This is a genomic window from Nannocystis bainbridge (assembly GCF_028368995.1).
In the GTDB taxonomy this organism is placed as follows: Bacteria; Myxococcota_A; Polyangia; order Nannocystales; family Nannocystaceae; genus Nannocystis; species Nannocystis bainbridge.
This window is the reverse complement of sequence record NZ_JAQNDL010000002.1, coordinates 735,498-753,554: the sequence shown is the minus strand read 5'-3', so window position 1 is coordinate 753,554 and position 18,057 is coordinate 735,498. Positions and strand designations below refer to the sequence as shown.

20 protein-coding genes are annotated in these 18,057 nt (G+C 70.9%); 11 read left to right on the top strand and 9 right to left on the bottom strand.

Annotated elements, in window-relative coordinates:
• Positions 1-81: 81 nt before the first annotated feature.
• Complete coding sequence (locus POL25_RS20610) at positions 82-672, top strand: signal peptidase II (protein ID WP_272087828.1); 591 nt, start codon at positions 82-84, stop codon at positions 670-672.
• Positions 673-1,121: 449 nt separating this feature from the next.
• On the opposite strand, the gene POL25_RS20605 is transcribed toward POL25_RS20610, so the two are convergent.
• The 3 genes from POL25_RS20605 to POL25_RS20595 all read right to left on the bottom strand — a co-directional run bounded on the left by POL25_RS20605 (position 1,122) and on the right by POL25_RS20595 (position 3,765).
• A complete protein-coding gene (locus POL25_RS20605; protein WP_272087827.1) occupies positions 1,122-2,387 on the bottom strand; it encodes a chorismate-binding protein in 1,266 nt (421 codons plus the stop codon).
• Positions 2,384-2,983: a CDP-diacylglycerol--glycerol-3-phosphate 3-phosphatidyltransferase gene (gene pgsA / locus POL25_RS20600; protein WP_272087826.1), complete on the bottom strand. Its 600-nt coding sequence runs from the start codon at positions 2,981-2,983 to the stop codon at positions 2,384-2,386. Before pgsA ends, POL25_RS20605 begins: the two co-directional genes overlap by 4 nt.
• A gap of 77 nt (positions 2,984-3,060) precedes the next feature.
• Positions 3,061-3,765, bottom strand: coding sequence for a lytic transglycosylase domain-containing protein (locus POL25_RS20595; protein ID WP_272087825.1), 705 nt, complete (start codon positions 3,763-3,765; stop codon positions 3,061-3,063).
• A 116-nt stretch (positions 3,766-3,881) separates the two neighbouring features.
• Between POL25_RS20595 and nadB the strand changes: the two genes are divergently transcribed.
• The 10 genes from nadB to POL25_RS20545 all read left to right on the top strand — a co-directional run bounded on the left by nadB (position 3,882) and on the right by POL25_RS20545 (position 12,882).
• Positions 3,882-5,495 (top strand): L-aspartate oxidase, encoded by a 1,614-nt coding sequence (gene nadB / locus POL25_RS20590; RefSeq protein WP_272087824.1) that lies wholly within the window; start codon positions 3,882-3,884, stop codon positions 5,493-5,495.
• Positions 5,496-5,532: 37 nt separating this feature from the next.
• The gene (locus POL25_RS20585; RefSeq protein WP_272087823.1) at positions 5,533-6,255 is read left to right on the top strand and encodes a hypothetical protein; all 723 of its coding nucleotides are present in this window, start codon (positions 5,533-5,535) and stop codon (positions 6,253-6,255) included.
• A gap of 462 nt (positions 6,256-6,717) precedes the next feature.
• Complete coding sequence (locus POL25_RS20580) at positions 6,718-7,209, top strand: CarD family transcriptional regulator (RefSeq protein WP_272087822.1); 492 nt, start codon at positions 6,718-6,720, stop codon at positions 7,207-7,209.
• A gap of 13 nt (positions 7,210-7,222) precedes the next feature.
• A complete protein-coding gene (locus tag POL25_RS20575; protein ID WP_272087821.1) occupies positions 7,223-7,750 on the top strand; it encodes a macro domain-containing protein in 528 nt (175 codons plus the stop codon).
• Positions 7,751-8,104 (top strand): hypothetical protein, encoded by a 354-nt coding sequence (locus POL25_RS20570; RefSeq protein ID WP_272087820.1) that lies wholly within the window; start codon positions 7,751-7,753, stop codon positions 8,102-8,104.
• A gap of 68 nt (positions 8,105-8,172) precedes the next feature.
• A complete protein-coding gene (locus POL25_RS20565; RefSeq protein WP_272087819.1) occupies positions 8,173-9,807 on the top strand; it encodes an NADH-quinone oxidoreductase subunit H in 1,635 nt (544 codons plus the stop codon).
• A gap of 307 nt (positions 9,808-10,114) precedes the next feature.
• The gene (locus POL25_RS20560; RefSeq protein WP_272087818.1) at positions 10,115-11,116 is read left to right on the top strand and encodes a DUF4388 domain-containing protein; all 1,002 of its coding nucleotides are present in this window, start codon (positions 10,115-10,117) and stop codon (positions 11,114-11,116) included.
• A 95-nt stretch (positions 11,117-11,211) separates the two neighbouring features.
• Positions 11,212-11,817 carry a cob(I)yrinic acid a,c-diamide adenosyltransferase gene (locus POL25_RS20555; RefSeq protein WP_272088780.1) on the top strand — a complete coding sequence of 202 codons (606 nt, stop codon included), beginning with the start codon at positions 11,212-11,214 and terminating at the stop codon, positions 11,815-11,817.
• Entirely contained in the window at positions 11,814-12,041 is a 228-nt protein-coding gene (locus POL25_RS20550; protein WP_272087817.1) for a hypothetical protein, read from the top strand. The genes POL25_RS20555 and POL25_RS20550 overlap by 4 nt, the downstream gene beginning before the upstream one ends.
• A gap of 64 nt (positions 12,042-12,105) precedes the next feature.
• Positions 12,106-12,882, top strand: a complete 777-nt coding sequence (locus POL25_RS20545; RefSeq protein WP_272087816.1) for a hypothetical protein — start codon at positions 12,106-12,108, stop codon at positions 12,880-12,882.
• Between the two features lie 323 nt (positions 12,883-13,205).
• Here the strand turns inward: POL25_RS20545 and POL25_RS20540 are convergent, their stop codons facing one another.
• The 6 genes from POL25_RS20540 to POL25_RS20515 all read right to left on the bottom strand — a co-directional run bounded on the left by POL25_RS20540 (position 13,206) and on the right by POL25_RS20515 (position 18,048).
• The gene (locus POL25_RS20540; RefSeq protein ID WP_272087815.1) at positions 13,206-13,472 is read right to left on the bottom strand and encodes a phosphopantetheine-binding protein; all 267 of its coding nucleotides are present in this window, start codon (positions 13,470-13,472) and stop codon (positions 13,206-13,208) included.
• Positions 13,473-13,535: 63 nt separating this feature from the next.
• On the bottom strand, positions 13,536-14,351 hold the full coding sequence (locus tag POL25_RS20535; RefSeq protein WP_272087814.1) for an SDR family oxidoreductase: 816 nt from the start codon (positions 14,349-14,351) through the stop codon (positions 13,536-13,538).
• The gene (locus POL25_RS20530) at positions 14,348-15,163 is read right to left on the bottom strand and encodes an SDR family oxidoreductase (RefSeq protein ID WP_272087813.1); all 816 of its coding nucleotides are present in this window, start codon (positions 15,161-15,163) and stop codon (positions 14,348-14,350) included. Before POL25_RS20530 ends, POL25_RS20535 begins: the two co-directional genes overlap by 4 nt.
• Before the next feature lie 3 nt (positions 15,164-15,166).
• Positions 15,167-15,943, bottom strand: a complete 777-nt coding sequence (locus POL25_RS20525; protein ID WP_272087812.1) for a polyketide synthase — start codon at positions 15,941-15,943, stop codon at positions 15,167-15,169.
• Positions 15,940-16,695, bottom strand: coding sequence for an enoyl-CoA hydratase/isomerase family protein (locus tag POL25_RS20520; RefSeq protein WP_272087811.1), 756 nt, complete (start codon positions 16,693-16,695; stop codon positions 15,940-15,942). The genes POL25_RS20525 and POL25_RS20520 overlap by 4 nt, the downstream gene beginning before the upstream one ends.
• Positions 16,696-16,806: 111 nt before the next feature.
• The gene (locus POL25_RS20515; RefSeq protein ID WP_272087810.1) at positions 16,807-18,048 is read right to left on the bottom strand and encodes a hydroxymethylglutaryl-CoA synthase family protein; all 1,242 of its coding nucleotides are present in this window, start codon (positions 18,046-18,048) and stop codon (positions 16,807-16,809) included.
• Positions 18,049-18,057 lie beyond the last annotated feature (9 nt).

Here is an 18,057-nt window from a genome sequence, read left to right as displayed (position 1 = left end):
GTAAAACACCGCCGGCGCCAGCGGCGGCCGCGCTTGCTCGCCCGGTTGCCTCGGGTACACTGGCCGGGCTTTCGGCCCTACATGAGCGACACGCCAGCTTCGAAGTCCGCCCGGCTCCGGGCGATCCTCGTCACCGCGTCGGCAGCCGCGGTGTTCCTGATCCTCGACCTCGTGACCAAGAGCTGGGCCTGGAACAACCTCCGGCCGCCGAACAAGGCGATCGCCGCGATCGGCAACTGGTTCCACTGGTCCTACAGCTTCAACACGGGCTCCGCTTTCGGCTTCATGCGCGGCCAGGACTTCTCGCGCCCCGTGTTCATCGTCGTCACCTTGGTGACGGTCGTCTACATGGCCGCCCTGGTCCGCAAGCTGCCGACCGACCGCCTCTACGGCTTCTTCGCCATCGGCAGCATCATCGGCGGCGCCCTCGGCAACATGCACGACCGCCTGCTGCGCCAGGACACCGACCACCTCGGCGACCTCCACTACGGCGTGGTCGACTTCATCCGCGTCTGCGCCCCGTGGAGCCCCCGCGGTTACTGTTGGCCCAACTTCAACGTGGCCGACGTCGCCCTCGTCGTCGGCGTGGCGCTGCTCATCCCTTACTTGATGTTTCATGCGCAACCGCCTGAAACATCCGAGAATTCTCCCAAGCCAGAGTCCACCGGCTGAGCATCGCCACGAAGGCGCCTCCCGGCCTTTGCCCACGACCGATCAGCCGCGCCGCACCGGCTTCGACAGCGCCAGCCCCAGGGCCCCAAACCGCGGCTTGAAGGCCCCTGCGAGCTGCGTGGGGCTCTGCCGCGGTGAAGCCTCGCACTGGCGGCTGCCGGTCGCTGGACCGGCAGCGAAAGCCTCAGCAGCCCCCGAGCAGCCCTCGAGGCCCCAGGGACTCAGCTCGGAGCCGCCGCGAGCGTGGTGCTCTCTACCCGACCCGCCTGTACGAGCTGTGAGCGGCTCCTGCCACGATTGACGTCGGGGAGCCCCACCGAGCCCCCAAGCCTGCGAAACGCCCCAGGGGCGCCGGAGCGTGGGCTACGCCCCTCCCGCCCCCCTGCTCCCGAACAGCCTGCCTGCCCAGCCTCTCGCAGGTCAGGGCACATCGAGCACCGCGTAGGGGCTCACTCCCGCTCGAACGCCCGCATCTTGGCCCAGCACTCGCGGCGTTCGGCCTCCGGGTCGGAGTCGATCACGATCCCCCCGCCGCTCTGCAGCCACAGCCCGGCCGCGTCGGCCACCCCCGTGCGGATCGGGATGCTGCAGCGCAGCCCGTCGGGCGTCAGCGCCACGATCGCCCCGCAGTAGATCCCACGGACCCGCTGCTCGAGCCGCTCGATATGCTCGACCGTCCGCCGCTTCGGCGCCCCGGTCACGCTCCCGCCGGGGAACACCGCGGCGATCACCTCCGCGAGCGACCAGTCCGGCCGCAGCGTGCAGCGGACCTCCGACACCAGGTGGTGCACCGTCGGCAGCGTCACCAGCTCCGGGCGGGCCGGCGCCCGGACCGAACCGGGGCGCGCAAGCCGGCCGAGATCGCTGCGAACTAAGTCAACGATCATCACGTGTTCGGCCAGATCTTTGGTGCTCTGCTTCAACGCTTCCTGGGCCGCCCGGTCGCGCTCCGGATCGGAGCCTCGTGGGCGCGTCCCCTTGATCGGCCACGACCGCGCCAGGTCGCCGCCGTCCTCCCCCGCCCCCAGTTCGATCGCCAGCAGCGTCTCCGGCGAGTTGGAGATCACCCAGCGCCCACACGGCCGCCCGGTCTCGACCGCCAGCAGCGCCCCCATGCTCGCCGGCGTCGCCGCCTGTAGCGCCGCGTACACGGCCGCCGCCCTGGCCGCCAGCGGCCGACCGGCCCATTCCGGCAACCACTCCGCCACGAACGGCTGCGTCAGGTTGATCTGGTACGTCTCCCCCGCGGCGATGAACGCCTGCGCCTGACGCACCCGCGCCCGATAGTCGTCGGCGGCGACCTGCGCCTCCACCGGGCCGAGCGGCCACGACTGTCCCGAAGGCCAGGACCCCCGCTCCAGCCGCGCCATCAACGCTGCCCCGGCACGCGGATCCCCGACGATCCGCTCACGCTCCCCCAGCTCGAGCGCCGCTCGATAGCGCCGCAGCACCAGCCCGGGGAGGGTCGCCGCGACCGGCGGCCGGCCGAGCAGCGCCGCCGTGCCGACCTCGTACGTCAGCCAGCCGAACCACGGGAACTCCGGTTCGGCGCGCCACAGCGCCTCGACGGCCGCCAACCCTTCGAGGTCGTCGGCCACGATCTCGATGTCGGGCTCGAGCGCCACGAACCCGCGCCCATCGCCGCCGTCGAGCCACACCAGCGCCCCACCCGGCTCCGACGCGGCCAGGGCCGCGATCTGGCGAGCCCGGCTCACTCGGCGTTCTTCTGCGCCAGCGCCTCGCGGAAGCCGAACGTGTAGTCGACCGCGCTCTTGATCGACACGAACACCGACAGCCCGAGCAGCACCAGGCCGATGCGATGGAAGTCGAGCGCCTCCTCGACCCCTGGCAGGCGGTAGCGGAAGTGCATCAGCAGGAACGAGATGCCCGTCAGCTGGAACGCCGTCTTGGCCTTCCCGCCGGCGCTGGCCGCGATGATGATGTTCTCCGAGCTGGCCAGCGAGCGCAGCCCGTTGATGTAGAACTCGCGGGTCAGCAGCAGCACCACCAGCCACGCCGGTGCGCGGTCATCCATCACCAGATAGATGAGCACCGCCGAGACCATGATCTTGTCGGCGAGCGGGTCGACGAACTTGCCGAACACCGTCACCAGGCCGGCTCGGCGCGCCAGCCAGCCGTCGATGAGATCGAGCAGCGACGCGACGGTGAACAGCAGCGACGCGAGCACGCAGCGCCACGGATCGGTCTTGTCGATCAGCATGAGCACCGGCGGGATGAGGAACACCCGGCCGATGGTGATCATGTTGGGGAGATTCAGGATCTCCCGGCGGAAGCCTTCATACCTCTTCACAAAAGCCGCGGGAGCCTACCGCGAAGCGCGGTCCAGGTCCAAGGACAAGACGCGCGGCCCGGCGAAATCGCCGCGGCTCACGGCCCGGCGATCGCCCGCGCGGGGCTCGCCCCGCCGGCCCCGTCCTGCAGCAGCCGCTCGTACGCGTAAAACCGGCGCAGGACCGCCTTCACGTACGCACGCACCCCCGCGTGAGGCGGTACGCCGCCGTACTTCTGCACCGCCCCGGCCCCCGAGAAATACCCGGCCGCCACCAGCACCATGTCGCCGCCGAACCGATTGGCCAGCAGCCGCAGGAACTTGGCCCCCCCGTAGATGCTCTGCCGCGGGTCGAACGGCTGCTGGACCCCGAGGAACCGCGCCGTCGACGGCATCAGCTGCGTCAGCCCCATCGCCCCGGTGCTGCTGACCGCGCCCGGGTGGTAGTTGCTCTCGGTGTGAATCACCGCGCGCACCAGCGACTCCGGCAGCTGATACAGCCGCGCCGCCCCACGGATGTGCGTCTCCCACCGGCGCGAGCGCTCGTCGGCCAGCGCCTCGGCGACCTCGACCTGCAGATCGCGGCGGGGCGCCCCCGTCTCTGCCTCGGACGCGGCCGTCTTCGGCGCCCCCGCTTCGCCGCCGCTGCCGGGCATGTCCTCGGCCTCGCGGCGGCTGCCCGCGCCGACAGCGCGAACCGGCGTCACGTGGACCACCCCCTGCGCGTCCGTGTAGCGGCGGTAGGTCGGCTCGGCCGCTCGCGCCGAGCTCGCGGCCGACGCGATCACGATCGCCGCCAGCACCGCCAGTCCGGCTCTCAGGGGCGACAGGGGCCGATCCGCTCCCACAGGTCCAGCCTATCGCCGCCGCCGACCCTTGTCGACCGGCCCCGCCGCTCTGCTACTTTCGCGGCACGACCATGACTGCGGGCACGCCGATCCACCACGCGCGCTACCTCGTGCTCGGCAGCGGGCTCGCGGGCCTCTACTTCGCCCTCGAGGTCGCTGACCGCGGTCCGGTGGTGATCCTCACCAAGCACCGCGCCGAGTCGAGCAACACCCGCTGGGCCCAGGGCGGGATCTCGGCCGTGTTCTCCGGCGACGACTCGCTCGAGGAGCACATCGAGGACACGCTGACCGTCGGCGCCGGCCTCTGCAACCGCGACATGGTCACCTACGCCGTCCAGCGCGGCCCGGCCCTCGTCCGCCGCCTCGCCGAGCGCTACGGCGTCCACTTCGATCGCGTCGGCGGCGACGAGCACGCCCCGTTCGAGCTCGGGCGCGAGGGCGGGCACTCGCGCCGGCGCGTCGTGCATCACCGCGACACCACCGGCCACGAGATCGAGCGCGCCCTGCTGGCCGCCGCGCACGCCCACCCCAACATCACCATCCACGAGCACCACACCGTCATCGACCTCCTCAGCTGGACCAAGGTCGACGGCAGCCGCGGGTGCTTCGGCGTCTATGCCCTCAACAGCGCCGCCGATCGGGTCGAGGCCTTTGTCGCCCCGATCACCGTCCTCGCCACCGGCGGCGCCGGCCGGGTCTACCGCTACACCACCAACCCCGCGGTCGCCACCGCCGACGGGGTAGCGATCGCGTACCGGATCGGCGCCCCGGTCGCCAACCTCGAGTTCATGCAGTTCCACCCGACCTGCCTGCACCACCCGGACGCCAACACCTTCCTTATTTCCGAGGCGCTGCGCGGCGAGGGCGGCATCCTGCGGCGGGCCGACAGCAGTGACCTCATGGCCGAGCGCCACCCCATGGGTTCGCTCGCCCCGCGCGACGTCGTCGCCCGTGAGATCGACGCCGAGCTCAAGCGGTCGGGTGAGCGCTGCGTGTTCCTCGACATGACGCACCTCGATCCCGACTACGTGGTCAGCCGCTTCCCGGCGATCCACGCTCGCTGCATGTCGGTCGGCATCGACATGCGCAAGGACCCCATCCCCGTGGTCCCCGCGGCCCATTACATGTGCGGCGGCATCGTCGTCGATCGCCACGGCCGCACCGACGTCCCCGGCCTGATGGCGATCGGCGAGGTCGCCATGAGCGGCCTCCACGGCGCCTGCCGCCTCGCGTCCAACAGCTTGCTCGAAGCCGTGGTCCTGGCCGACGGCGCGGCGCAGGCCTGCGACGATTTCGGTCGCGGCCCGCCGGACCACGTCAGCCCGTGGAACGAGGGCGCCGCGCGCGACTCCGACGAGGCCGTCATGGTCTCGGCCAACTGGGAGGAGGTTCGCGCCGCCATGTGGAACTTCGTCGGCATCGTGCGCTCGGACAAGCGACTCGAGCGCGGGCGCCGGCGGCTCGACCTCATCCGCGAGGAGATCCTCGAGTACTACTGGAAGTTCCGCGTCACCCGCGACGTGCTCGAGCTGCGCAACATCTCCCTCGTCGGCAGCCTCATCATCGAGTGCGCCCGCCAGCGCAAGGAGTCGCGCGGCCTCCACTACACCATCGACTACCCCGCGATGCGCGACGACCTCGCCCACGACATCATCCTCGACAAGCGCAGCGGGCCCAAGGCCTGAGCCGACCTGGCCTTTCCGACAGGAAGCTCCCCAGCCCGTGCCCTCGCCCCGCAACGCCTCCAGCGTCCGTCGCTCCTCCGTCGCGATCGGCGCCGTGCCCTCCGGCGCGCTTCGTTCGACGCTTCGCCGCGCGGCGCCTCTGCTGCTCGCCGCGATGCTGCTCGCCTGTCGCGGCGGTGGCGGCGCGCGCAGCCCCGAGGCCTTGCGCGAGGCCTATGCCCGCGCCCTGGCCGCCGACGATCCAGCAGCGGCCTACGCTCTGCTCAGCCCCGAGCTTCGCGCTGCCACCTCCAAAGCGGCGTTCGCCGCGCGCTGGAAGGCGCAGGCTGGTGAGCGCTCCGCCGCCAGGGCCGCCATCGAGACCTTGCCGCCCGCGCTTGAGGCACCGCTGCGCGGGGGCGAGACCGTCCACGACGGCGCCGCCCTCGCGTGGGCGTTCGTGGGCGGCCGGTACCAGGTCGTGTCCGGGCTGCCGGGCCTGCCGGACCTCTCGACCCCAGCGAGCGCGATTCGGGCCTTTCTGGCGGCCGTACGGCGGGCCGATCTCGGCGCGCTTTCCGCGCTGCTCGCGGACGATCTCTCTTCGCGCCTCCGGGACGACTGGAATCGGCGTGCGGACCTGCTGGAGCAACTCCTGAAGCAACCGGGCTCCATCGAGTACACGCCCGGGATGGAGCGTGCGATCCTGCGCTACGAGCCCGGGAGGGCCCTGACGCTCGAGCAGACTCCTCAGGGATGGCGGATCGTGGCCCTGCAGTGAGATATGCCAGGTTCACGCCGTTCTTTTCACTGGACGCGCCTTGGCCCGCTGCTATCTACTTTGCCCGACAGGCGGGCAAACCCGCTCGTCCGTGGTGGCGACAGTCGTTGCCACCCGCAGTAGCCACCTGACGCGCCGGCTCCAGCGATGCCGGCAAGTGGCCGACCGGTGTCCGGGCGGCCGTCCGCGTTTTCGACCCCCCTTGGCTTGTCGCTGCTTCTTCGCCCTTTCCGCCGCGCCATCCACACGCCGCGCCGTCACCCGCAGGACTGCCCCAATCGGCCCCCTGGGCCTTTTTTCCGCTTAAAGGCACCTGCATCGACGCCGAGCTGGCCTGCACCGGGCCCACTGTCCCGAACTACCCTGAAGATGGGGGATTTTGTCCCCCACCCTGCGCGCCGACCAGTCGGCGGCACAAGAGGTGCAGAGGGGCGCGCGCAAACGCCTGGAGACGAACTGCCGATGCAACCCCGATTCAACGTTGGTGAGAAGGCCGTTTACCCGACTCACGGTGTCGCCGAGGTCATGGCCCTCGAGACGAAAATCATCGAGTCGCGCCCGTTCCAGTTCTATCACCTGCGCGTCTTCGGCTCCGGGCTGAAGATCATCGTGCCGGTCGCCAAGGCCGAAGAGAACGGCATGCGGGCGCTGGCGGACGGCGAGATGATCGACGAGCTGTACGATCTGCTGCGCGACCACGAGGTCCCCTGCGATCGCCAGACCTGGAACCGGCGCTACCGCGGCTTCATGGAGAAGATCCGCACCGGTTCGCTGTTCGAGGTCGGCGAGGTCTACCGCGACCTGAGCCTGCTCAAGCACACCAAGAACCTCTCGCACGGCGAGCGGCAGATGCTGCAGACCGCCCGGAACCTGGTCATCCGCGAGCTCTCGACCGTCCGCAACGAGCCCGAGTCCGCGATCGCCGCTGAGCTGGACTCGATGCTGCAGGCTTGAGTAAGGTCCGCGCGTGGCCACCGACATCAACGAGTCCGTCGAGATCCAGATCTCGACCTTGCCCTGGGAGCAGATCGCGGTCGACGCCTTTGTGTGTCCGACCAACTCCGAGGGCGTGATGAGTCACTTCCCGGCCAACAAGATCCGCGACCTCGCCGGTCGCGAGATCGAGGTCATGGTGAAGGAGCACACCCCGCTGGCGATCGGCGCCGCGTTCGTCACGCCGGCGGGCCGGATGAAGGCCAAGTACCTCATCCACGTGCCCAACACCGATCGCCCCGGCGGTCGCGTCCAGGTCGAGGATGTCCTGCGCGCCACCGCGGCGGTGCTGGTCGCTTGCAAGGTCAAGGGCTTCACGAGCGTCGCCGTCCCGCTGATGGGGGCGTTCGAGCTCGGGATCCCGGCCGAAGAGGCCGCGCGGGCGATCCACAGCGAGCTCAAGGTGTACCGCGGCGAACGCCCGCTGCGCGCCTTCCTCATGGCCAAGGACGCCGACGACGTCGAGGTGTTCGAGCTCGCCATGGAAGGGAACATCCCGTAGATGGGACCCCTGCTCGACTATCTGCCGCTCGTCGCAGCCGTCGGGCTCGTCGTTGTCCTCGCGGGTCTCGTCCGCGCCCACGCCAAGCAGCAAGCCGCGCCGGGGTCCGATGCGGGCGAGGGTCTGGTCCGGCTGCGTCCGCGTCAGCCCGTCGACACCGGCGGTCTGCTGGCGCTGGCCGGCCTCGGCTTCGCCCTCGCGCTGGCCCTGGTCCTGTTCGCGCCGACCGCCGCGGTCTGCCTGTCCAGTACGACATGTCCCGAAGGACCTGCTCTCTGGGTCAGCGCCGCCGGCCTCGGTCTGCTCGGCCTGGCGACCGCGATCGCCTGGCCCTCGCTGACCCGCGCACCATGAGCCGCCCGCGCGCCGCTGCCTCGCCTACGCCCGCGTCGGCGAGCCGCGGCGACGATATGCTCGTGCTCATGATGCCGCAGGTCGAGATCGAGGCGAGCCTCGGTGGCGTCGCGCTCGAATTGCCTCGCGGTATCGACGAGCTCGCAGTGCATCGCGGTGGCGTCGAGCTCGCAGTGCATCGCGGTCTCGTCGTGTCCGAGGCGCATCGCGGCCTCGACGAGCTCGCAGTGCATCGCGGTGTCATCGAGCCCGAAGTGCATCGCGGTGTCGACAACAACACTGCACGCACGCTCGTCATGGAGTCCGCGCTCGACATGACCCTCACCGCCGCGACCGACAACTTCGCGGCGACCCACGCGTCCGCGCTCGCCAGGAAGATCAACCTCGCCCCGTCTGCGCTCGCCATGACGTGCGCACCGACGAGACCCGACGCAGGTACCGTGCCCCCCATCGGCGAGCACGACTCCTCGCCGCGCATCGTCTCGTCGCCGTCGCGTGGCGCCACGCGTGCCCTTCCCTGCCTCGCCCTCCTCGCGCTCACGCTCGGCTGCGGCACCCCGCTCGCCGGCGTGCGCGCCGAGCCCGGGTCGCTCGTGTTCACTCCCGCCGCCGAGCGACTCGAGCTGCGCCTCGTGAATCACGGCGAGGCGACCGTGCCGCTGTCGCGGATCCGGTTCGACACGCGCACGCCCGACTGGGGCGCCTTCGCCATCGAGAACCGCGAGTACCCGCGGGAGATCGCTGCCGGCGGGGCCGTGAGCCTGCGCCTCCGCGTCGACCGCGATCACTTCACCCGCGGCGGCGCGGCTCGCTCCGGCAGCGCCCGCCTCCTCTTCGCAGCGGGTGAGGCGCCCCAGATCGTCGAGCTCCGCTACGAGCAGCCCGACCTCGCAGGCGATCTACGCCGCACCGCGCTTCGTACCGGGTTGCTGCTCGCGCTCGTCGCGCTGGGGTGGTTCTCGACGCGGCGTACGCGGTTCGCCTGGACCTCATGGCTGCCGCTGATCGCCGTCGTCGCGCTGTTCCCGTTCGGTCCGGGGTTATGCCTCGACGCTGTCGGTCGCAGCCTCTCCGCGGCGGACGTCGAGCAGTGCGCCGTCGGGCGGGGCGGTGTCCCGCTGTCGCTGATGGCCGTGGGCGAGGGCTGGCTCGTCTACCTCGTGGCCCTCGTGCTCGCGGGTCTCGCTCGCCTCGCCGAGCGGACCGCGGTGGCGCGTCGGCTCGCGTCGCGCGACCTCGCCCTCGCCGCCGCATTCGCCGGCCCTTTGCTGGCCTTTGGCACCCTCGATCCACGGCATCTCGTGGGGGAGCAAGCGACGGCCCTCGTCGGCAGCGCTGCGATCCCCCCCGCCTGGGGAATTTTCGTGCAACCGATCGCCGCAGCCGTCGCGCTCGCGGTCGCCGCCGCGCCGCCGTCGACACGACTCGAGCGCTGGGCCTTCGCCGCTGCGTTCGTCGCCTGTTTCCTCGGCGGTGGTCTGCCCGCCGCGACGCTGACGGGCAGCAGCCACGGCGTGGTGCTGTTCATCAGCGCAGTCGTGGCGACGGCGAAGATCGCTGCCGTCGTATGGCTCGTGCAGCGGCTTCACGCGGCGGTCACCGGCTCGCGTGCGCGCGCTGCTCTCAACTTTCTCGAGCGAACCGCGATGCCTTTGGCGATCGCGAATTTGCTGATGACGTCGGCCTACGCCCTGCTGCGGTGATGCCAGACGCGAGACAGACTCGACCGGCAGGTCCCGAGGGATCGGTGCGGCGCTGCGCACTCAGCGCGCTGCGTGCCCGGCGTCTCCAACGTAGCTTTCTTCTGAAGCTGGTGTTAGCGTGGCGGGCGAAAAGCCTTGACCGCAGGCTTGCCCGGCGAGCGCGGATGCTAGTTCGGACGCCAAACCTCGTAATCCGAGTGAGACGGGACACACGCGATGCCGTTACGGCCCCACGAACCTGGGCTGAGATGGCGTCGCCGCAGGCTCGCGTGAAGAACCTGTCCCAAAGATATGAGCAGGCGCGGTATTGTACCCAGACCAACACCGGCGGGAGCTGTCCCGCCGATCGCGGTCGCGGCCCACGTGGGCCACGGGGAGGCGAATAATGGCAACCACGATCGCCCAGATCGGTGGATTTGAACTTTGGGACATCCTGCAACTTGCGCAGACATCGCGCATGTCGATCAAGCTGTCCGTCGAGTCGCCGCATGGCGTCGGCGCGATGTTTTTCCAGGGCGGCAACCTCGTCCACGCCGAGACCGGCGCGGCCCAGGGTGACGACGCCGTCAACACGATCCTCGATTGGCGCGAAGGCAGCGTCTCGTCGTCGCAGTTGCCGGAGAACTGCCCGCAGACGGTGCGACACACTTCGATCGTCGCGCTGTTGATGGATCGGGCGCGGCAACGCGACGAGGCTTCGCGCAACGAGCCGCCGCCGCGTCACGACCCGCCGCCACGCGAACCACCGGCTCGCCACGAGCCGCGGTCCGCGACGCCGCCCTCCCCTCCGCCGGTGCCTGTGATCGAGAAGCCGCAGCGAGCTGCGCCGGTCACCGTCCCGCCACTTCCGCCGCTGCCCCTCTCTACACCGACGCCGGCCTACGCGGCCGCCCCCAACGTTGCAGCGCGCGACAAGGAGCTGTCAGACATGGACCTCAAGGTCGTGAAGGCCATCCTCGAGGAGCTGGACGACCACCTGATGGGCGGCCTCATCAGCGTCGACATCATCAGCAAAGCCTCGGGCATGTCGCTCGCGGGCATCAACTCGGCGCCCAAGGCCTGCGCCATGTTCAACCGTCTGTCCGAGCAGCTGCACACGGCGCTGACCCGCTCGGAGGACGCCCTCGCCAAGGGCATCAACAAGTTCATCATCGAGGGCGACAACGGCCTCCTGATCTTCGTCATCGAGCTCGACGATCGCCACCGCTGGGCGATCCTCGTCGACGGCGTCAAGGCTCAGCTCGGGTGGGTGTTCGTCATCATCCCCGAGCTCCAGCCCCGCCTCATCGCCGCGCTGAAGAACCGCTGACCCGGCTGTTCTGAGGGACATGTTCTGACGAACATGTCCCTTTGCGCCTGCTTCAAAGCACCTGCCCCCGCGAACCTGGCCGATCGGACAGCCCCGTGGTCTACATCAGCAAGGTCTACACCAAGTTCGGCGACCGCGGCGACACCATGCTCGCCAGCGGTGACACCGTGGGCAAGGACGCCCCGCGGGTCGCCGCCTATGGCGAAGTCGACGAGCTCAACGCCGTGATCGGCGTGCTGCGCGTCGAGGTCGCCCGCACCGAGCCCGGCGAGCGCCGCGACTTCCTGGCGGCGCTCGACGCCCAGCTCGGGCAGATCCAGCAGGAGCTGTTCGACCTCGGCGCCGAGCTGGCGACGCCGGGCGCGACCGAGGGCAAGGCGCCGCTGCGCGTCGAAGAGGCCGACGTGACGCGCCTCGAGCACGAGCTCGACGCGTGGAACGCCGACCTCCCGCCGCTGCGCAGCTTCATCCTGCCGGGCGGCGGGCCGCTCGGCGCCCACGCCCACCTCGCGCGCACCGTGTGTCGCCGCGCCGAGCGCACCGTGGTCGCGCTGAGCCGCGTCGAGCCGGTCCGCGGCGAGGCCGTCCGCTACATCAATCGCCTCAGCGACTACTTCTTCGTCGTCGCCCGCGCCGCGGCCCACGCCTTCGCCGTGCCCGAGGTGCTGTGGGATACGCACCGCCGGAGCCCCGCCCCGTGATGCCGCCGCTGCTCAAGTTCCGCTACGAGTATCCGCCCGGCGAGGCCCACTTCCTCGAGGCGCCATCGGCCGAGGCCGCGGTGCTGTTCCTGCGCCGCACGTACCCGCACAACCCCGTCGACGTGCTGCCGACCCTGCGCGAGATCTCGCGCTGGCCCGCGTTCTGGAAGACGCTCGACGGCCAGGGGCTCGTTCTCCCCGACAACGTCAAGCCGCGTTCCTGAGCGGTTTTCGGCGGCGCCGGGGCTCGCTTGACAGCGCCCGGAGCCCCGCCCACCCTCCGGGGCGATGGCTGACGACGATCCGATCACCGAGGGCATCCTCGATCGCCACCTCCATCGGCCGCTCGCAGCGTGGGTGCTCGCGCGGGTGCGACCGGCGCCGAGCGTCGAGCTGCTGACCCTCGCCGGACTCGTGGTCGGCCTCACCGGCGCCGTCGCCGTGCTGCTGGCCGCGCCGCACGGCGTGGACTGGATCTTCCCCGCCTGGCTGCTGTTCGCGTTCACCGTCGCCAGCCGCGGCCGCCGGCTCGTGGCCGGTGCCGCCGAGGTCGAGGCCGGCACGCTCGAGTTTGCGGTCGGCGCGGCCTTTTGGCTCGCGCTGACGACTCGTACCGCGCCCGCCAACCCATGGACCTGTACGCTCGCGTCGCTGGCGGTGGTCAGCGCGCTGATCCAGGTCGGCCTCCACGCCGAGCTGCGCCGTCGCTTCCGCGACCTCACCGGCGCCGTCGGCGACGACGCGCCGGCCTCGCAGGTCCGCGGCCCCGCGGTGTTCCACGACATCGCCGCCGCCCTGCTCGGGCCGAAGCACAGCGGACCGCTCCCGGCGCCGGGCGCCGCTCGCTCGCTGCTGGCCGGACCGATGCGCATGGCGGCCCTGCTCGGCCACGACACCCACCTCGCGCTCCTCTACGTCGCCACGGCGTGCGCGGCGATCCGCCTCGACCTGTCCTTCTGGACAGTCGCCCTCGCGGTCGCGCTCGGCCTCAACGCGTGGGGCCTGCTCGTGGTGTCGGCCTGGCGCCGCGCCGAGGCGCTGGTCCGCCGCCTGCCGCCGGCCTGAGGTCGCACCGTTTCACCTGTCCCGAAGGACAGGCACGCATCACCGCAGCGCCAGCGCGCCCCGACCCCGTCGGGATCACGACGTTGACCCGCGCGGCTCGAGCGACGGACAGCCCCGCCCGCTCGTCGAGCGTCCCAGACGCAGCGAGCCGAGACACGCCGCGAAGCGCTCGGCGTCACGACGCTCGAGCGCGACGCAGCGCGTCCGGGTTCCGCGACGACGAGCGCGCCCGGGCTGCGGCATGCGCAGCGCGGGCGCGAAGGTCTGGCTGGTCGGACATGTCCCCCCAGGACCCTGGCCCCGGGGACATGCACCGCCGCGGTTCAGGACGCGGCGGCCTGCTTCTCTTGCAGGGTCTTGTGCAGCAGGTCGACGAGTTCGTCGATGTTGGTGAGCCTGTTGAGCTCGGCGCGGGGGATCTTCACCTTGAGCTCGCGCATGCTGCAGGAGACGACCTCGACGATGTCGAGGCTGTTGGCGCCGAGGTCTTTCATCGACTTCGCGGGGTCGACTTGGGCCACATCGATCCCTTCGACGGTGTCCACGAGGTGGCGCTTGACGACGGCCAAGACATCATCGCGGGTGCTCATTCTCGGTTCTCCTTGGTGGGCGCGGTGCAGGTTGCCCGCAGCGAATCTCGCAGGAAGCGAAGGTCAAAAATTCAGCCCGTGACGCTCGCGCGCCGAAAACAGGCGAACGACGTTGTCGGCGAAACCGAGGCCCCTGTCCAGTAGCAGAATCTGCCCCTTGACCCCGTCCATGAGGCCGCTGCAAAGAGCAAGCGCCGCGGCCGCGACCTCGTCTGGCTGGATGAACCAGCCTTCCGAGTAGTACTTCTTGCAGAACGGGACGAACTCGGGCCCGAAGGTCGCCTCCAGCGATGCAGTCTCGACCGGGTTCGCGCGCAGGATGTTGATGCGAACATCCTCACTGAGCAGATCTGCCGTGAGGTAGCGACAGAAGGTCTCCATCACGGTCTTGCTCGCGGCCACGAAGTCGTAGCCCGGCAGGAAGTACTCGGGCCCGCGCGACGACATTCCCACCGCGTAGCGCGGCCAGCGGCCGAAGGTCTCGTGGATGGCCTGCAGGTAGCCGACGAACGGCCACGCGCTGTACCCGAGGCTGCGCAGGAAGCTCTTCTTGTCGAGGTCCTCGTGCGACTTGCTGACGTGGGCGAACGACACGTTGCTGATGAGGGCGAACACCGCGTCGTGGTCGCGCTTCACCTGCTGCATCAGCGCCTCGGTGTCCTCGTCCTGCGACGCGTCGGCCTCGACGATCGTCGGCGCCGGCGCGCCCGCGGCCTCGAATTGGGCCCGCAGCTCGTCCTCGTCGGCCGAGCCCCAGCGGTGCGTCAGATAGACGTGCGCGCCGTGCTTGCCGAACAGGAGGCCGGTCGCCAGCCCGATGCCGGCCGTGCCGCCGGTGACGATGACGGCCTTGCCCTTGAGATCGTTGCGGAGGATCACGCCGGAGCTCCTTCTTTGTCGCTGCCGCCGACGAGCCGCGGCCCGAGCGTGGCGACGTTGTCGACGAACGCGGCCCCGCGGTCGAGCGTCAGCACCTGCCCGCCCATCGCGTCGAACAGCCCGCTGCACAGCGCCAGCGTGGTGTCGGCGACCTCGTCGACGGTGCACGCGAACTCGGGGAACTTGCCGGCCAGCTCGCGCTGCTGGGCGGCGAACATCTGCTCGTAGCTCTCGGTCATGACCTGGCGGGTGCGCAAGGCGTTGACGATGCAGCCTTGCTCGTAGAGGTGCGTGCTCATGTAGCGCACGAACGTCTCGAGCACCGCCTTGGCCACCGCCACGAAGTCGTAGCCCGGGTAGTGGGTGTCGGGCCCGTCGGACGACATCGCCAGCGCGTAGCGGGGGTAGCGGCCGAACGCGGCGTGCAGCGCCTGCAGGTAGCCGACGAACGGCCAGCTCGAGTACTCGAGGCTCTTGTACAGCGCGCGCCGGGTGTGCTTCTCCGGGCCGTCGCCGCGCTGGACCACGCAGACGTTGCTGATGAACGCCCACACGCCGTCGCACTCCTCCTTGAGCCGCGCGGTCAGCCTGTCGGTGTCCTCTTCGCGCGACGCGTCGGCCTCGAGCACCAGCGGCGCCGGGGCGCCCACGGCGGTGAAGCGGGCCTTGATGTCGTTCTCGTCGGCCGAGCCCCAGCGGTGCGTCAGCACCGTGCGCGCGCCCTGGCGCCCGAACGCGAGCCCGCACGCGAGGCCGATGCCGCGCGTCCCGCCCGTGATCAAGACGACCCTGTCCTTGAAGTCATTGAGCAAGCGTCATCCTCCCTGGCCTGGCCCGTAGTTGGTGCGGATCCGCGCCACCGTCTCCGGGTCGGCGAAGCATACCTCGTGCATCATCGACTCGACCGTGCGCGCCTCTTCGAACGCGCGCCGGCGCGGCAACGCCAGCGCACGCTTGAGCAACAGCAGCGCAGCCCGCGGCTTGTCGGCGATCCGGGCCGCGATGTCGAGCGCCCGCGGCAGCACCTCGGCGCGCGGCACGACCGCGTTGATCTGGCCGCGCCCCGCCAGCTGCTCGCCGCGGAAGTACTGGCCACCCAGCAGCATCTCGGCGCCGACATACTCGCCGAACGCGAACTGCACCAGCCGCGTCGCGCCCATCCCCGGCGTGAACCCGAGGTCCATGAAATTGAGGCCGTAGCGGCTCTCGCGGGCCATCACGACCATGTCGCAGGCGAGCCCGAACACCAGCCCGCCGCCGACCGCGGGGCCCGCCATCGCGGCGATCGTCGGCACCGGCACCTCGAGCAGCGCGCGCGTCAGCAGGAGGTCGTACGGGGCGATCGTGCCGTCGGCGAGGCCGAGCAGGACGTCGCGGTCGCCGCCGGCGGAGAACACCTCCGGCAGGCCCGCGATCACGCACGCGCGCACGTCGGCGCGCCGCCCGAGGTCCTCCAGCGCCCGCGTCAGCGCGGCCGCGAAGGCCCGGCTGAACGCGTTCTTGCCGGCGGCGTCTCGCATCGTCAGCACCGCCACGCCGTCGCGCTCGAGCGTCACCTCGACGAGGCTGTCCGTAGGGACATGCGCGTTCATTCCTGTCCTTTCAGCCTGGCGAACCACGGCGGCGCCTGCCCGTCGGCCAGCAGGGCCGCCAGCGCCGCGCGCAGCTCGGGGTCCTCGAGGTCGGCCGCGGTCTGGGCCACCCCGCCCTGCCCCGCCGGCCCGGTGATGCGCTTGAGGGTCGCCACCGCCTGCGGCCGCGCCCGCAAGAGCGATCGCAGGAGCCCGCGCAGGGCCGCGTCGGGATCGTCGGTGACGACGTCGACGAGGCCCCACGGCTCGGCCTGGGCCGCCGACACCAGCTCACCGGTGAGCGCTAACCTCCGGATCCGCCGCGCGCCGATCCGGGCCTCGAGGGCCGGCAAGATGACCGCCGGCACCAGCCCGTAGCGCAGCTCCGGCAGCGCGAACGTGGCCGTCTTTGCCGCCACCACCAGATCGCAGGCGGCCGCCAGACCGACGCCGCCGCCGCTGGCCGGGCCGCCGACCACCGCGATCGTCACCACCGGCGCGCTCGCCAGCAGCTCGAGGCAGCCGGCGAACCGCTCCATCGCCGCCCGCATCTGCGCCGGCGGGGTCTTCAGCGCCGCCGCCAGGTCCATGCCTGCGCAGAACTCCGGGCCCTCGCTGGCGATCACCAGCGCGCGCGCCGGGAAGGTGACCGCGCGCTCGACCGCCTCGGCCAGCGCGGCGATCCCGTCGGTGTCCAAAGCGACATGTCCTCCAGGACCTGTCCTGAGGAACAGTCGCCGGATCAGCTCGCCCTCTTCGCAGCGGACGCGCATCGGCTCAGATCTCCGCAGGATGGTGGCGGGGGGACGAGCGATCCGTCCGCGCGTCGCCGAAGGGCGGCGCGGGCGGTGTGACGGGGCACGTGCGCAGCATGGATCGGTCCCTCAGGACAGGCGGTACTCCCGCTGGAAGCCGCGCACCGCGTCGAGCACGAGGCGGCCCTTGCCGGCGTAGGCGCGCTCGTACAGCCCGCGCAGGCCCGACTGGTCGACCTCGTAGTCGCTCTGGTCGATGTAGCCGGCGCGCTGGTGCTCGAGATCCTCGTACTCGGCGATCGTCAGCGGCATCCGGCGATCGAGGCCGGCGGCGAGCTGCTGGCTGGCGACCTGCTCGCGCGCGCGCTCGCCGACGGTCGTGCGGTAGAACTCGGCGCACGAGCCCGAGCCGTAGGAGAACACCGAGACCTTGTCACCGGCGCGCAGCTCGGGGTCGGCGTCGAGGAGGCCGAGCATGGCGATGAAGGTCGCCGAGGTGTACGTGCCGCCGAAGCGCGAGTTGTAGCGCAGCGCCTGCTTCGACTTGCGCTCGAAGTGGGCCCTGGCCTCGCGCAGCGCCATCTCGTGCGGGCCGCGGCGCAGCAGCGCCCGGTGGGCGCGGAAGGTCATGCCGCCGAACGGCACGTGATAGATGTGGCGGGCGAACTCGGCGTCGTAGTCGACCATGCCCGAGCGGGCGACGAAGTGGTCGTACGCGCCCTCGAGCGCGTCGAGGTAGCCGTACAGGCTGGTGTCCGCGTGGCCGACTTCCTTGGTCGAAGTCGGCCGGTAGGTGTCGAAGATCTCCTGCGTCCAGTAGCCGCAGGTGTCGAGGTCGATCTCGAGCACGTCCGGCTGGGCGCTGACCAGCATCGCCGACGCCGCCGCGCCGAGCACGTACTCCCACGGCTGGCCGAGGTGCACGCGGCTCTGATCGGTGCAGACCACCAGCGCCTTCTTGCCGGGCGCCGCGCCCGACGCGACCCAGTGGGCCGCCATCATCAGCCCGCCGGTGCCGCCGTAGCAGGCGTGCTTGGTCTCGAAGTTGCGGCAGTTCGCGGTGAGGCCGCAGTAGCGCTGCACGTAGGTCGAGATCGGCTTGCCGAAGTCGACCGACGACTCGGTGCCGACGATCACGAGCTCGATGTCCTTGCGGTCCTCGGGCGTGACGATCTGCAGCGCGGCGTTCACCGCCATCGTCACCGGATCCTCCCACGTGGGGTTGAGCGAGCGCTCGCGGACCCACAGCTCGTCGAGCGGGTGGCGCGGATCGTGATCACGCGCCTCTGCGAGCAGCTTCATGTCGAGCGAGAGCGTGCACGGGTAGGCCGTGATCCGCTCGATGCCGACGCGCGGCCGGTGGTGCGCCATCGCCGTCCT